Below are 14,521 nucleotides of genomic sequence, written 5' to 3'. Positions count from 1 at the left end.
GGTGACCGGGTACGACGTGTATGCCAACGGTGCGCTGCGGGCGAGTGTGTCGGGTACGACGCTGGCGTACACGGACACGCAGTCGGCGGGTGCCACGGTGTCGTACTTCGTGCGGGCGAAGGACGCGGCGGGCAACGTCTCCGCGAACAGCAACACCGTCACCCGCACCGGCAGCACGCCCGGCGGCACCGACCTGGCCGCCGGCAAGCCGGCCACCGCCTCGTCGATGGTGCACGTCTTCGCCGCGGCCAACGCCGTCGACGGCGACGTCACCACCTACTGGGAGGGCGCGCCGGGCGCGTACCCGAGCACGCTGACGGTCGCGCTCGGCGCCAACGCCAGCGTCAGCGCGATCGTGGTGAAACTGAACCCGGACCCGGCGTGGGGTCCGCGTACCCAGACCTTCTCGGTGCTCGGCCGCGAGCAGTCCGCCACCGGCTTCAGCACGCTGGTCGGCTCGGCGAACTACTCGTTCAGCCCGGCGGGCAGCAACACGGTCACCATCCCGGTCTCGGCGACCGCCGCCGACGTGCGGCTCTCCTTCACCGCCAACACCGGGTCGTCCAACGCGCAGGTCGCCGAACTCCAGGTGATCGGCACCCCGGCACCGAACCCGGACCTCACCGTCACCTCGGTGACCTCCGCCCCGGCCAACCCGGTGGAGACCGACCAGCTCACACTCACCACCACCGTCCGCAACGCGGGCGCCCTGGCCTCCGTCGCGACCACGGTCGACTTCGCCCTGGACGGGACGAAGGTGGGCCAGGCGGCCGTCGGCGCGCTCGCCGCCGGTGCGTCGACGAACGTGTCGACCACCGTCGCGGCCCGGAACGCGGGCAGTTACCAGCTCAGCGCCACGGTCGACCCGGCGAACACGGTGATCGAGCAGAACGAGGGCAACAACGCGTACACCAACCCGACCCGGCTGACGGTCAGCCCGGTGGCCAGCTCCGACCTGGTCGCCTCGGCGGTCACCTGGTCACCGGGTACGCCGAGCGCGGGCGCCACCGTCCGCTTCACGGTGACCCTGCGCAACCAGGGCACCATCGCCTCGGCGAGCGGGTCGCACGGCATCACGCTGACCGTGCTCAACGACGCCGGCACGGTGGTGCGGACGCTCACCGGATCGACGGGTGGCGGCCTCGGCGCGGGCGCCACGGCGAGCCCGGTCGATCTGGGCACCTGGACGGCGGCCAACGGCCGGTACACCGTCCGGGTAGTGATCGCTGCCGACGCCAACGAACTGCCGGTGAAGCGGGCCAACAACACCAGCGAGCGTCCGCTGTTCGTGGGACGCGGCGCCAACCTGCCGTACGACCACTACGAGGCCGAGGAGGGCTCGGTCGGCGGCGGCGCCCAGGTCATCGGGCCGAACCGGACCATCGGTGACCTGGCCGGCGAGGCGTCCGGCCGCCGGGCGGTGACCCTTAACACCACCGGCGCGTACGTCGAGTGGACCACCAAGGCACCGGCCAACGCCCTGGTCACCCGCTTCTCCATTCCGGACGCCCCGAACGGCGGCGGGATCACCTCGACGCTGAACATCTATGTCAACGGGGTGCTGCACAAGCCGATCAGCCTCACCTCGAAGCACATCTGGCTGTACGGCGCCGAGGCCAGCCCGAGCGACTCGCCGAGCGCCGGGCCGCCCCGGCACCTCTACGACGAGGCGAACGTGCTGCTCAACTCCACCATCCCGGCCGGCAGCCGGATCCGGTTGCAGAAGGACCCGGCGAACACCACCACGTACGCCGTCGACTTCGTCGACCTGGAGCAGGTGACACCCCGGGAGAACCCGGACCCGGCGCGTTACCGGGTGCCCAACGGGTTCAGCCACGCCGACGTGCAGAGCGCGTTGGACGCGGTCCGGATGGACGCCACCGGCAACCTGGTCGGTGTCTACCTGCCTGCCGGCACGTACGAGACCGCGCAGAAGTTCCAGGTGTACGGCAAGGCGGTGAAGGTCGTCGGCGCCGGCATGTGGTTCACCCGGTTCCAGACGCCGTCGTCGCAGCAGAACACCGACGCCGGGTTCCGGGTGGAGCCGAGCGCCAGCGGGTCGACCTTCTCCCACCTGGCGTTCTTCGGCAACTACACGGTCCGGCAGGACGGGCCGGGCAAGGTCTGGGGCGAACTCAAGGACGTCGACGACCTCACCCTGGACAACGTCTGGGTCGAGCACACGGTCTGCGCGTACTGGGGAGTGAGCGTCAGCGGCCTGAAGATCACCGACAGCCGGTTCCGGAACACCTTCGCCGACGCGGTGAACCTGACCAACGGCAGCACCGACAACCTGGTCAGCAACTCGGAGGGCCGCTCCAACGGCGACGACGCCTTCGCGCTGTTCTCCGCGACCGACCAGGGGGCGTCGACCGGCAACCACGGCAACGTGTTCGAGAACCTGACCGCCACGTTGACCTGGCGGGCGGCCGGGATCGCCGTGTACGGCGGCTACGACAACGTGTTCCGCAACCTCTACATCGCGGACATGCTGACGTACTCGGGCATCACTATCAGTTCGCTGGACTTCGGATATCCGTTCGTCGGATTCGGGTCCAGCCCACCGACCCGGTTCGAGAACATTTCGTTGGTCCGGGCCGGTGGCCATTTCTGGGGCGCGCAGACCTTCCCGGCGATCTGGGTGTTCTCCGCGTCCAAGGAGTTCCGGGGCATCCGCGTCAGTGACGTGGACATCGTGGACCCGACCTATTCGGGAATCATGTTCCAGACCAAGTACACGGGCAGCCAACCGGAGAACCCGATCACCGACACGATCTTCACCAACGTGTCGATCAGCGGTGCCCGGCGCAGCGGTGACGCCTTCGACGCCAAGTCGGGCTTCGGGATCTGGGTCAACGAGATGCCCGAGGCGGGTCAGGGCCCGGCGGTCGGCTCGGTCACCTTCACCAACCTACGGCTGAGCGACAACTGGCAGGACATCCGCAACACCACGTCCACCTTCACCATCAACCGCAACTGACCCACCCGCTCGTCGTCGATCATGGAGTTGTGGTGTAGATGAATGCCCATAGAAGGGTCAGAACCACCACCACAACTCCATGATCGCTGGGGTGGAGGGCGGGGGCGGGAGGGCCTGCTACGCGGTCGCCGACGATTCGTCCCGGACGACCGGTTTGCGACCGCGTACGGCGGGAAGTCGGTACGGGTGCGAGCGTTGTTGACGAAGATCGAGCAAGCGTCCGGGCTGGACCGGTTCGGTGACCGGTTGCAGCGAGCGGTGCAGGGCACCCTGCGCGGACAGCGGGTCCGGGACCTGCTGCACGGGGTGTGGCTGGGTCATCCGCTGCATCCGGCGATGGTGCAGGTGCCGGTCGGCTCGTGGATGAGCGCGGCCGTCCTGGACCTGATGCCCGGTCAGCGGCGGGCGGCTACCGCGCTCACCACGATCGGCACGGTGAGCGCGTTGCCGGCGGCCGTCGCCGGGCTCAACGACTGGGCGGCGCTCTCCCGTGACCAGCGTCGGGTCGGCCTGGTGCACGCCGCGTCGAACACCGTCGCGCTGGTCCTCTACTCCGGCTCGGTGGCCGCGCGGTTCTCCGGTCGTCACCAGCTCGGTCGTACGCTCGGCTGGCTCGGGCTCAGCGCGGCCGGAGCCGGCGCGTACCTGGGGGGACATCTGGCGTACAAGCAGGGTGCCCAGGTGAACGTGAGCGTCTCCGACCTGCACCTGATCAGCGACGGCTGGCACTCGGTAGCGGAGATGGCCACGCTGCCGCAGCGGCAACTGGTGACCCGCAAGGTGGACGACGTCTCGGTGATCCTCTATCGGCACGGCGAGGACGTCACCGTGATGCTGGAACGCTGCCCGCACCAGAGCGGCCCGCTCGGCGAGGGCGAGGTCACCGAGATCGACGGCCACGCCTGCGTGGTGTGCCCGTGGCACGGCAGCACCTTCCGCCTCAACGGCGGTGAGGTGGTGCACGGCCCGTCCGGCAACGACCAGCAGACCCTGCCGACCCGGGTGGTCGAGGGACGGGTGGAGGCCCGGCTGCCGTGAGGCGGGCCCGACCGGCGACGGTCGGTCCGCACCGGCCGGACCGCCCAGGGCGGTAGGCCCGTCAGTCCTTGCGGTGGCGGCCGACCGGCAGCTCACCGGGCGGACCGCTCCGGACCGGCTGCCGGACGGCGGCGACGGGCACCGGGCGACGCCGCAGGCCCAGCACCGCACCGATCTGCGCCCCGACGATACTGGCCACGGCGAGCACGGCGGAGATGGCGAGCGGACGGTTCACCCGGTCCGGTTCACCGGCCCGCGCCGCACCCACCGTCACCACCGGCGGGTGCCCCTCCGGTGCCTCGTCGTGCGGTGCCGGTCGCCCCTGCCCAGTGGCGGCGGGAGGCGGCGGCGTGGGCGCGGCGGACTCCGGCTGCTCCGCGTCCGGCGTCGACGGCGTCGGTGTCGATGGCGTCGGCTTCGACGGTGTCGGACGCGACTGCTCGGGCGCGGGACGGGCCTGCGCACCGACCAGCCGGCCGGTGGCGTGCGGCCGGGCACCCTGGTCGTCCGCGTCGGTCGGCAGCGTGATCAGTTGGCCGGGGCGGATCCGGTCCGGGTCCCGCAGGTTGTTGAGCGCGGCCAGCTTCCGATAGTCCTCGAAGTCGTCCAGGTAGCGGTCGGCGACCTTGCCGAGGTAGTCGCCCTTCGCCACCTTGTAGACCGGCGCGTCGGCCGTTGTGCGTTCCGTTCGAGACGTCACCGTCTCGAACGCCGTCGCCGGACCGGCAAGCGTCGCCGGTGCGGCGAACGACGCGGTGGCGGCCGGCGCGGAGTAGGCGGGGGCGGTGTACGCCGTGGTGGCGGCGGTTGCCGCCGGGCTGGCAGCGATGATCAACGCGACCGAGCCGACCAGGGCCGCTGCCGCCCGCTGCTGCCGACCCATCCCGGGCAGTCGGGGTGCCGGGCGGCGCAGCGACTGCGCGCCCAACTCCACGAGCACCGATAGCGCGAAGGTGGCCCAACCGAACCAGCCGACGATCGCCAGCGCCCGCAGGAAGACCTGCCCGTCGTCCCGGCTGGTCAGCGTGGTGCCGATCTCCGCGAGTGTGGGCACGTGGTCCGGCAGTGGGTTGCCGGCGAACGCCAGCAACGCGATCGGACCGCCGACCAGCAGGCCGATCAGCACCAGCAGTGCGCCGAATCCGGTCAGCACCCGACCGACCCGCCGTACGGCGGTGCCACCCGATGCGGCCATGGCTACCTTCCTTCCCTAGGGAGCCCCGGTCAGCGCCCGCGCGGTCGCCTCACCGGAGACGGTGACGGTGTTGGAGAAGCCGAAGAGGCCGAGCATGGCCCGGCGGTAGGTGACGGACACCCGTACCCGGATGACGGTCTCGCCGTCGACCACCGGAAAGGTCACGGTGTGGCCGGCGGCCCCGGCGGCGGCGAGGTAGTCCGCGACGGCCGCCCGGGCCTCGGTCTGGTCGATGCGTTTCGGTCCGCCCTCGATGGCGGTCACCCGGTCGATGGCCTGGCCACCGGTCCGGGCCGCCTCGGCCGCCAGGTTCTCGGCGCGTTGCAGCGTGCGGAGTTGACCAGCGCCGTCGAACGCCATGCCGATGATGCCGAGTACGCCGATCATCGCCACGGCGAGGAAGATGCTCACTCGCCCGGCGTCGCCCCTCGCGGCCGTCATCCCCGGCTCCGGTAGCGGTCCAGCGGCGAGGTGAACGAGGCGGTGACCCGATTCCCGCTCGGCATCCTCAGGGCGGAGATCCTGATGTCCTGGTAGGAAACAGTGCAGGCGATCTGCACGGTGACCGTGGCGTCCTGCCCGACGGAGCTGCTGAAGGCCTGACCGAAGGTGGTGGACCGTCCGTCGACCGATCCGCTGAAGGTCACCTGCGGCTCGCCGGAGCAGGACAACCCCCGCCAGTCGAGCTGGCTGCGGACCGCGTCGAGAGCCTCGGTGCGAGCGGTGCGGGCGTCGCGGGAGATGGAGGCTGCGCGGGCGGCGTCGTGTGCCGCCGCCTCCAGTGCCTCGCTGGCCACCGCGGTACGCCCGGCGACTCCGGCCAGCACCATCATGGCCAGGAACGCGGGCGCCAGGACGGCCACTTCGATCGACACCGAGCCCCGGCTCATGGTGCGGTCCATCGTTCCGCCGTCCCGTGTGCGGTTTGTCGAATGGGGAAGCTGACGCCCGGCACCACCGACAGAGAGCGGCCGGTCACCGTGCACGTCACGTCGGTGGCCGAGGCGACGCAGCTCGGCCCGGGGTCGTCCCAGTCGACCAGCCAGTCACCGGCCTGGGTGAGGAAGCGCGCGGCGCGTTCCTCGCCGGCGCCGGCCGGAGCCTGGTGAAGCCGCTGTGCGTTGACTCCGCTCTGTGCCGCGTTGAGCGCGGTGGACCTGGCGACGAAGACGGCGGCGACCTGGATCGAGCCGAACAGCAGGATCAGGATTGCCGGCAGTACCACTGCCAGTTCCACCGGGTTGCCGCCGCGCTCGCCGTCACCGGGCAGCCGACGGTGTCGGATGGCCGTGACCATCCGACACCCGGCGTAGCGGCGGCGGCGCATCGTCATGGCGCTGGCGGTCCGGGGATGCGACCCATCCAGTTGTTGGCGGCGGTCAGAGCCGCTGCCGTGACCGCCAACGCCACGGTCACCAGGCCGAAGATGATCACGGCGGTCGGTACCGGGCTGTCGCCCCGGTCGCCCCGCAGGTGCACCAGCCGCGCTCGCAGCGCGGTCTGTACGTGGGTCAGCCGCACGCCCAGCGCGGCGTTCAGTTCGGTGAGGACGGACATCGGGACTCCTTCGGTCGAGGTCGTGTGTCAGAGGCGGGCGAGGAACGGATAGATGGCGAAGCCGAGCAGGACGAAAACCAGCAGCGCGCCGGGAATGTCGAGTCGGCTGGTCACCCCCTCGGCCCGGGCCAGGTTGTCGGTGCGGATCTGGTCGCGCAGCGAGTCGGCGCGGCTGCGCAAGGTCTCGTGCACCTGGGCGCCCTCGCTGCCGGACGAGCGCATGATCGCGCCGACGTCGCCCAGCTCCGGGATGCCGATCCGGTCGGAGAGGTCGCGGAGTTCGTCCCACGGCGAGTGCATCTGCATCTGGGCCATCCGTAGTGCCTCGGAGATCCGGTCGAAGACCCAGCCCTCGCAGATGGCGGCGGCCCGCTCCAACGACTGCACCGGGCCGTGCGCGGCGGAGAGCTGCAACGCGACCAGGTCCAGATAGGTGCAGACCGCCTGCCGGAACTCGTCCCGGGCCGTCTCGGCGCGGGCGATCAGCGACCGGTGCGCGACCAGCGCGCAGAGCACTGCCAGACCGATGCTGCCCAGCACCGGCACGGTCAGCGGCAGCGAGACGCCCACGGCGAACAGCGTGAAGCCGAGCAGGGCCGGTGCGGCGAGCCCGATCAACGCGGACAGCAGGAGGGAGAGGGCGTACTGCTCGGGAGTGCGGTCGAGCAGGGCCAGTTGCCGGTGCGGCGGACGCAGCCAGCGGGCCAGCCCGGTCAGCCAGTCCAGCCGGCGGTCGGCCGGGGCGAGCCGGGCCGTCCCCGGCGGCTGGTGCAGCCGACGCAGCGCCGGACCGAGCGCCGGGGTCGCCGGGACCAGTTCGCGCACGATCAGGAAGACGCCCAGCCCGACCACGGCACCGCTGAGCACCGCGATGGTGAGGTGCAGGTTCACGCCACCACCTCCCGGGGGTCGGGGGCGGGCAGGAAGCGGGCCGGTCGCGGCGGCTGGCTCATCGACCGCACCCAGGCCAGCAGGCCGACGAAGGCGGCACCGAGCACCGCCATGACCACCTGGCCGAACGGAGTGTCGTACGGCTGCACGTACTCGCGGTTGAGCAGCCCGTACCCGATGGTGGCCAGGGTCATCCCGGTCAGGAAGCGGACCGCGAACCGGGGTTGGGTGCGCTTGGCCTCGATCTCGCGTCGGGTGGCGACCTCGGCGGACGCCGCCGCGGCGATCGAGCCGAGCACGTCGCCGAGGCGTTCGCCCCGGTCGGTCAGGTGCAGGATGAGCGCCGCCACCACCTGGTCGCAGACCGGGTCACCGATCTCGTCGGCGAACGCCAGCAGGGCGGAACGGGCCAGCCAACCGGCCTGGAGCCGGGCGGCGAGCAGGCGTACCTCCTCCTGGATCTCCTCCGGCGCGGTGCCGACGGTGCCGATGATCGCCTGTTGGAGACCCTGCCCGGTGGAGGAGACGTCCTTGAGTCGACGGGTCCACTCGCCGACCGCCTCGATCCGGGCGATCGCCCGCCGTTCCGCCCGGCCCACCGAGAACAGCCAGGGCGTGCCGGGTACCGCCACCGCGACCAGCAACCCGACCACCGGCAGCCCGGTCACCAGGAAGGCCAGCGCGCCCGCGACCACCGCGCCGATCAGCAACGCCTGGTGGGTCTGCTGTTCGCGCACGGTGCCGGAGCCGCGCCACAGCCGACTGAGCCCCGGACCTGCGCCGGGTGCTGGACCGGGCGGGCGGCGGGTGCCGACCAGCGCGACGACCGTGAGCACCAGCCCGGCCACGCAGGCCGCCCCGGAGACCACCGCGATGAGTTGGATGTTGTCGAGCACGGTCACCGCCGCCCGAGTCGGGTCTGCTTGGGGCGTCGCCACGCGCCCTGGCCCGCTTCGATCCAGCGGCTCAGCAGCCGGGCGTCGTAGCCCACCCGCAGCAGTTGGTCGCGGATCCGTTCCGGCAGGTGCCGGGGGACGGCCCGACCGTCCGGGCCGGGCCCGAACACCTGGGTGGTGGTGATGCGGCTGGCCTCGCCGACGCCGAGGACCTCCTCGACGTGCGAGACGAACCGGTGCTTGCGGCCACCGATCCCGGTCTCGTCCTCCACGTTGACATAGACGATCAGGTCGAGGGCGTTGCCCGCCATCCGGCGGGCCTGGTCGACGGTCATCTCCCGGCCGTGCGCCAGCGCCAACTCGATGATCCGTTCGCTCACCCCGCTGGGGGTACGCGCGTGGATCGTGCACATCGACCCCCGGCTGGTGGTCATCGCCTGGAGCATCGGCACGATCTCCCGGGACCGCACCTCGCCGACGATGATCCGCAGCACGCCCATCCGCAGCGAGACCGGGATCAGGTCGGCGATGCTCACCTCACCGGCCGGGCGGCCGTCCGGCCCGCGTTCGCCGTGCCCCTCCCGCGCCTCGAAGCTCATCACCGCCCGGTGCCGCGCGCCGCGCCGAGCAGGCAGCAGCTCCCGGCTCTCCTCCAGCAGCACGTACGGCTCGTCCGGCGGGATCTCGCTCATCAGCGCCCGGATGACGGTGGTCTTACCGGCGCCGGCCAGCCCGGCGACCATGATGTTCAGCCCGGCGCGCATCGACGCGCGGAGGAAGTCCCGCAGCAGCGGGTCGACCATCTCGTCCAGGTCGCCCCGCGCCCCGGCCAGGTCGTCCAGGGTCACGTCGAGCGTGTTGTGCTTGCGGATCACCGCGTACGGGCGGTGGCTGACCAGGAACACGGCGGCCAACCGGCTGCCGTCGGGCAGTTGCAGGTCCAGGGTGGGCTTCGAGGTGGAGAGCGATCGCTCGGTGGCGCCGGCCCGGCGGGCGGCTGCCTGGAGGATCTCCACCAGCTCGTCGTCGCTGTCCGCGATCGGGTCGGCCCAGTCCACACCGCCGCCGTGTCGGGTGATGCGCACCTGGTCGCAGCCGAGGATGTGCACCTCCTCGATGCTGTCGTCGACGAGCAGCGTCTGGAGCCGACCGAGACCGGCCAGCTCGGCGGTGACCTGGTCGAGCAGCAGCCGCTCCTCGCCCGCGGCCATCGGCGTACCGGCCCGGCGCACCGAGTCGGCGTACTCGGCGACCAGTTCGACCGCGAGCCGGGCCCGCTCGGTGTCCTCCTCGTCGACGGTGAACTCCCGGCCGCGCTGCCAGCGGGTGAGCCGCTCGCTCAACTCCCGGCGCAGCTCGCGGACGATCTGGAAGTCCACCCGGGGCCGGGGCGGCGGTTCGGGTGCCGTCGGCGCGACGGGGACCGGCATCGGGGGATGGTGCCGCCCGTTGACCGGTGGCAGCGGCGGCGCGGTCGAGGTCGCGCCGGGTGGCAACCGGCGGGGGTCCGACGAGACCGGCTCAAACCGCATCCGGCACCCCCTGGGTCACCGGCCAGGCCAGTCGGGCCCGTCGCCGTTCCAGCAGCGCGCCGACCGGTACCTCCAGGCCACGGGCCGCGCGCAGCAGCGGTCGGGACGCCCGGACGGTGCCGCCCAGGCTGAGCACCTCGGCGGTACGCGGATCGTGCGGCAACCGGGCGATGACCGGTGTGTGCAACGCCTTGCTGACCTCGGTCTTGCCGTGGCCGCCGCCGACCAGCAGCAGCCGGAGCGTGCCGGGCTGCACCCGGTGCTCGGCGAAGTCCCGTTCGATGGTCTGGATCATGGCGCGGGTGCCGGAGAGGTCGGGCAGTTGTGCCCGGCTCACCACCAGCACCACCGACGCGGCACGCAGCAGCGGCCACGGCGTGCCGACCACGTGCAGCCGTCCACAGTCGACGAGCACGTCGTACGGCGGGTCGCCGTGCTCCAGCCCGCCGAAGTAGTCGGCGAACCGCTGCCAGAGCGGGATGACGCTGCCCGCCTGGGCAGGGTCGACGACGCCGGGCAGCAGCAGCCGCTCGCGCCGGGGCGCGTCCAGGTCAACCAGTTGCGACCAGAACGTCGACTCCAGGCTGCCGTCGCGCAGCTCGCCGACGGCCAGCTCGCCGATGCCCCGGGGGCCGTCGAGCGCACCGCCGAGGTAACCGGCGAGCACCGAGCCGCCGGCCGGGTCGCACTCGGCGAGCACCAGCCGTCGATGCCAGCTCAACGCGCAGGCCAACGCCGTGGTGGTCACCCCCGGCGAGCCCTTGGCCGAGACCAGCGCGATGATCGCCATACTCAGGCCGCCTTGGTCAGCACGACCGCGATCCGGTCCTGGGCGGCCAGCGCCACCACGGCCGGTACGTCCCGAACGGCCAGGGCCAGATAGACCACGACCTCGTCGCGGCCCTCGGTGCTGACCGCGTCGGTGACAGTCGCGGTGAACCGGGTGGCGCTCGACGAGCCACCGCCGCTGCTGTTGCCGTCGTTGTTCGGGGTGCTCACCAGCAGGACCTGGTCGCCGGGGCGGAGCTTCGGTGCGGGGACCTGGGCCGCGCGCAGCCCGAGGGCGAGCTGCTGCTGACCGGGGCCGAGCAGCGGGTCGTCGGTGAGCTGGGCCATGGTCAGCAGCGTCCCCGGGGCGAGCGAGACGGCTGCCCGCATCCCGATCACCTCGGCGAGCCGGCCGGACGGCACCGGGTCGAGTCCCTGCCCGCCGGCCACCTGCACGGCCACCAGGTCGTCCGCGCCGATCACACTGCCCACCTCGACGGTCTGCGCCACCGCCAGGTAGCTGCCGGTGGCGCGGACCGAGGTGATCGCGAACGCCGAGCCCAGGCCGCCGAGGGCGATCAGCAGGACGGCCAGGCCGAGCAGGCCGGGGCGTACCCGGCGCTGCCGGACGACCCGGGGTGGGGCGACCGGCGCGTCCACCGAAGGGTTGCCGTTGCGGGTCGCCACGCTCATCGGGTCACCACCTGAAGCTCGTTGATCTGGATCTCGACCACTCCGGTGGTGCGGGTGACGCCGGGGATGGTGCCGCTCCGGTCGCCGCCCTCCCACGTCACGTCCCAGTGCGTCGTCGCCTGCACCTCGTACGTGTCGGCTCTCGGGTAGCCGCTGTGGTAGCCGCAGTCCGGAGACCTCTGGCCGGCGTGCCGGCCGTTCCGGTCGTACGCGGTGCCCGGGCCGTCGCAGGTGATCTTGACATCGTTGCCCATGTCCCAGACGACCTCTTTGACCACGGCGCGGATACTGACCGTCAGGCCCCGGTCCGAGGCGGAGGCGGTCAGCGGGCCGAACTGGTTGGGGCCGCGTTCCGCCCACATCCAGACCGGCAGGCCGACCAGGCCGGGCCCGATGCTCTTCCTTGGGGCGACCCTGGCCCGGGGAGCGACGAGGCTGATCGAGGCGAAGGCCCGACGGGCCAACTCCTCCGGGTCCGGCGGGGCCCCGAAGCCCGGTGGTGCCTCGGGCAGTTGGACGACCTCCACCGAGCCGAGATCGCCGCCGTTGCAGGTGCGTGTGTACCACCGGTGACCCTCTTTGGCCTCCGGCTGTGGCTCGCGGAGCTTGTAGTAGCAGCCGTCGTTGCTGTTGAACCAGCCCAACGCCTCGCTGTAGCAGGGGATCGTGCGTCCGTTCCACTGGCAGACGCCACTGCCGCCGCCCCCGTTGTCACCGCCGTTGTTGCCGCCGCCGTTGTTGCCACCGTTGCCGGGGGTGCCGGGGTCGTCGTCCCAGACGTTGCAGTTCGGCTGGGCGGGTGGGCACTCGGCGCCGGGGTCGGCGTGTGCCGGCACCGCCGGTCCGGTGGTCAGCAGCAGGGCCAGGGCGCTGCCGAGCAGCGCGCGGCGGACCAGCCGGCGAGCGGGACGTGATCGCCCGGTGTCGTCCACGCGCCGAATGGCTCGCGTCGCGCCCGCGGTCAGCACGGCTGGTCCCGGTGGGCGGCGCCGGTGCTGATCAGCCAGCGACCGTCGGGGTAGCGCATGGCGGTGGCGGTGGCCAGGTGTCGGGAGCCCCGGGTGCCGGGCACGGTCTTCTTCTCGTCGGAGCGGTAGACCAGCCGGTAGCCGGTGGCGTCGAGGCAGTCCTGGATCTCCACCGTGGGCGGTGAGGCGTCCAGGTTGACCGAGGTCACGGCGGGGTCGGAGCGGATCGTGCCGACGCTGACGGCACCGTTGTCGCGGGCCTTGACCAGGCTGAGCCGGACCCGGGTCAGCAGTGGGTCACCGAGGAAGCGGGTCAACTCCGGATGTTGCGGGTCGCTGTGGCGGCTCGCCGTGCGGGAGGCGGTGAGATAACCGGCGTACGCCGCCAGCGCCGCCTTTTCGGCGGCCTTCTCCTCGGCGACCCGCTGCGTGTCGGTCGGTGTCCCGCGTCGTTCGGCGGCTGTCGTGGTGGTCGTTTCCTGAGCGCCGCCGCAGGCGGTGGTCGTGCCGACCGCCGCCACCGCGACCAGTCCGGCCGTCCAGCGGCTGAGCTGCCGTGCTCGCACCTTCGTGCCCTCCTCGGTGCTGATCCGGCGACCGCCGTCGCCGGCGTTTCCCAGGCGTGCGGTAGTGCGACCGGAGGGGCGTTCCCCGGTCCTGCCCGAATCGCAGCCGCATTTACCTGTTTAGATCTCTAGAAATGCACTGCCTGGCTGGTGATGCCCCCGTGAACATGGTTGCGCCACGTCCAAGGGGCGAGCATAAGCTGATGCCGGCCGATGCAACAGAGGCAATTCAACCGAACACGCTGGGTCATGAATGGTGGTGGTGTCGGGTGGTTACCGGTAGGTTGCGGGCGTCGGTCGCGGCGCTCGGAGCGTCGGGCGGGCGCGTACGGTCGGTCGTGCCGAACCGTCGTTCGTGGAGCGGTCAATCAGCCGTTCGTCATGTGACGGGAAATGGCATGTGGTCCGATCTGTCCCCGGTCATATCGGGCTTGAGTTCGCGCCAATTGCATTCCATGGGAATTGCATCAGTCTCTCCGGCGCGTTTCGGCCGGCACTGCGCGAGTGCCGGAGGAGCCCCGGCCCGACGTTCGTTCCACCACGCGCACCGAGCGGACACACTACGGTCCGTGGTGGGGTCGACTGCGGAGTCTGCCGCATGAGCCGGCGCGACCCGAGCCCGCCGCTGCGCCAGCGGGCACCGGCCGAGCACCCACCGCCGCCGGACGCCCCCGCCACCCGCCGGCCGGGTCGGCGCGCCCCGGCCATGCTGGCGATCACCCCGCTGATGCGGTACGCGATCGCGCGGTTCGCCGTACCCGCCGAGGTCGACAACCGCTCCGGCTGCGACGCCTGCGGCGCTCCGATCAGCCTGGACCGGCCGTGGCCTGCGCTCGGGCCGACCGCCCGCTGCGACGCCTGCGGCGCTCGGGTCGGCGCGCCACCGGGCAGCGTCGAGCTGGTCGCTGTGGCCGTCCTCGCCGGGCTGCTGCTGACCCGCCCGCCGGTCGCCGAGTTCGCCGCTGCCGCGTGGTGGCTGGCCTTCGCGATTCCCCTGGTCTTCGTCGACCTCGCGGTACACCGGCTGCCGGACCGGCTCACCTGGCCGGCCGCCGCCGGAACCTGGCTGCTGCTCGGCGTCGCCGCGCTGACCGGTGCCGGGGTCGCACCCTGGGGGCGGGCCACCGCCGCCGGGCTCGGGCTGGCCCTCTTCTTCGCGGTCACCACGCTGCTGCTCGGTGCGCGCGGGTTCGGCATCGGGGACGCCAAGCTCGCGCTCAGCGCGGGCGCGTTGCTCGGCTGGTACGGCTGGAGCCTGCTCGTGACGGGGCTGCTGCTCGCGCTGGTCCTCTCCGGTCTGGTGGCGCTGGTCCTGCTGGTCACCGGCCGGGCCCGCTGGTCGAGCCACCTGCCGTTCGGGCCGTACCTGGTGCTCGGCACCCTGGGGGCGCTGCTGCTGGTGTGGTGAGCGGGTCGGCTCCTGGTGTGGTGCGGGGG

At 72.1% G+C, this 14,521-nt stretch carries 15 protein-coding genes; 3 read left to right on the top strand and 12 right to left on the bottom strand.

What is annotated here, in order from left to right:
* Positions 1-2,980, top strand: a 2,980-nt coding sequence (locus tag ACZ31C_RS03215) for a CARDB domain-containing protein (RefSeq protein WP_465793973.1), incomplete at its 5' end; no start/stop codon positions are given.
* Between the two features lie 186 nt (positions 2,981-3,166).
* Entirely contained in the window at positions 3,167-4,018 is an 852-nt protein-coding gene (locus ACZ31C_RS03210; protein WP_465793972.1) for a Rieske (2Fe-2S) protein, read from the top strand.
* 61 nt (positions 4,019-4,079) lie between these two features.
* Here the strand turns inward: ACZ31C_RS03210 and ACZ31C_RS03205 are convergent, their stop codons facing one another.
* From ACZ31C_RS03205 to ACZ31C_RS03150, 12 genes are read right to left on the bottom strand one after another with little or no spacing between them, the layout of a single operon-like run.
* Positions 4,080-5,213, bottom strand: a complete 1,134-nt coding sequence (locus ACZ31C_RS03205) for a LysM peptidoglycan-binding domain-containing protein (protein WP_465793971.1) — start codon at positions 5,211-5,213, stop codon at positions 4,080-4,082.
* A gap of 15 nt (positions 5,214-5,228) precedes the next feature.
* Positions 5,229-5,654, bottom strand: coding sequence for a pilus assembly protein TadG-related protein (locus ACZ31C_RS03200; protein ID WP_465793970.1), 426 nt, complete (start codon positions 5,652-5,654; stop codon positions 5,229-5,231).
* A complete protein-coding gene (locus ACZ31C_RS03195; RefSeq protein ID WP_465793969.1) occupies positions 5,651-6,115 on the bottom strand; it encodes a TadE/TadG family type IV pilus assembly protein in 465 nt (154 codons plus the stop codon). Before ACZ31C_RS03195 ends, ACZ31C_RS03200 begins: the two co-directional genes overlap by 4 nt.
* Entirely contained in the window at positions 6,100-6,540 is a 441-nt protein-coding gene (locus ACZ31C_RS03190) for a TadE/TadG family type IV pilus assembly protein (protein WP_465794350.1), read from the bottom strand. Before ACZ31C_RS03190 ends, ACZ31C_RS03195 begins: the two co-directional genes overlap by 16 nt.
* A 2-nt stretch (positions 6,541-6,542) precedes the next feature.
* Positions 6,543-6,770: a hypothetical protein gene (locus ACZ31C_RS03185; RefSeq protein WP_396741363.1), complete on the bottom strand. Its 228-nt coding sequence runs from the start codon at positions 6,768-6,770 to the stop codon at positions 6,543-6,545.
* 27 nt (positions 6,771-6,797) lie between these two features.
* Positions 6,798-7,661 (bottom strand): type II secretion system F family protein, encoded by an 864-nt coding sequence (locus ACZ31C_RS03180; protein WP_396741361.1) that lies wholly within the window; start codon positions 7,659-7,661, stop codon positions 6,798-6,800.
* The gene (locus tag ACZ31C_RS03175; RefSeq protein ID WP_396741359.1) at positions 7,658-8,599 is read right to left on the bottom strand and encodes a type II secretion system F family protein; all 942 of its coding nucleotides are present in this window, start codon (positions 8,597-8,599) and stop codon (positions 7,658-7,660) included. Before ACZ31C_RS03175 ends, ACZ31C_RS03180 begins: the two co-directional genes overlap by 4 nt.
* Positions 8,560-10,089 (bottom strand): CpaF family protein, encoded by a 1,530-nt coding sequence (locus tag ACZ31C_RS03170; protein ID WP_465793968.1) that lies wholly within the window; start codon positions 10,087-10,089, stop codon positions 8,560-8,562. The genes ACZ31C_RS03175 and ACZ31C_RS03170 overlap by 40 nt, the downstream gene beginning before the upstream one ends.
* Positions 10,079-10,879 (bottom strand): CpaE/TadZ family protein, encoded by an 801-nt coding sequence (locus ACZ31C_RS03165; protein ID WP_350697542.1) that lies wholly within the window; start codon positions 10,877-10,879, stop codon positions 10,079-10,081. The genes ACZ31C_RS03170 and ACZ31C_RS03165 overlap by 11 nt, the downstream gene beginning before the upstream one ends.
* A gap of 2 nt (positions 10,880-10,881) precedes the next feature.
* Entirely contained in the window at positions 10,882-11,550 is a 669-nt protein-coding gene (locus ACZ31C_RS03160; RefSeq protein WP_350697541.1) for an SAF domain-containing protein, read from the bottom strand.
* A complete protein-coding gene (locus ACZ31C_RS03155) occupies positions 11,547-12,482 on the bottom strand; it encodes a hypothetical protein (RefSeq protein ID WP_465793967.1) in 936 nt (311 codons plus the stop codon). Before ACZ31C_RS03155 ends, ACZ31C_RS03160 begins: the two co-directional genes overlap by 4 nt.
* A 29-nt stretch (positions 12,483-12,511) precedes the next feature.
* Entirely contained in the window at positions 12,512-13,084 is a 573-nt protein-coding gene (locus ACZ31C_RS03150) for a hypothetical protein (protein ID WP_465793966.1), read from the bottom strand.
* Between the two features lie 706 nt (positions 13,085-13,790).
* Here ACZ31C_RS03150 and ACZ31C_RS03145 point away from each other — a divergent pair.
* Positions 13,791-14,492: a prepilin peptidase gene (locus ACZ31C_RS03145; protein ID WP_465794349.1), complete on the top strand. Its 702-nt coding sequence runs from the start codon at positions 13,791-13,793 to the stop codon at positions 14,490-14,492.
* The last annotated feature ends 29 nt before the right edge of the window (positions 14,493-14,521 follow it).

Source organism: Micromonospora sp. NPDC023869, from assembly GCF_055559695.1.
The sequence above is the reverse complement of the archived record's forward strand: the minus strand, read 5'-3'. Positions and strand labels throughout refer to the sequence as shown.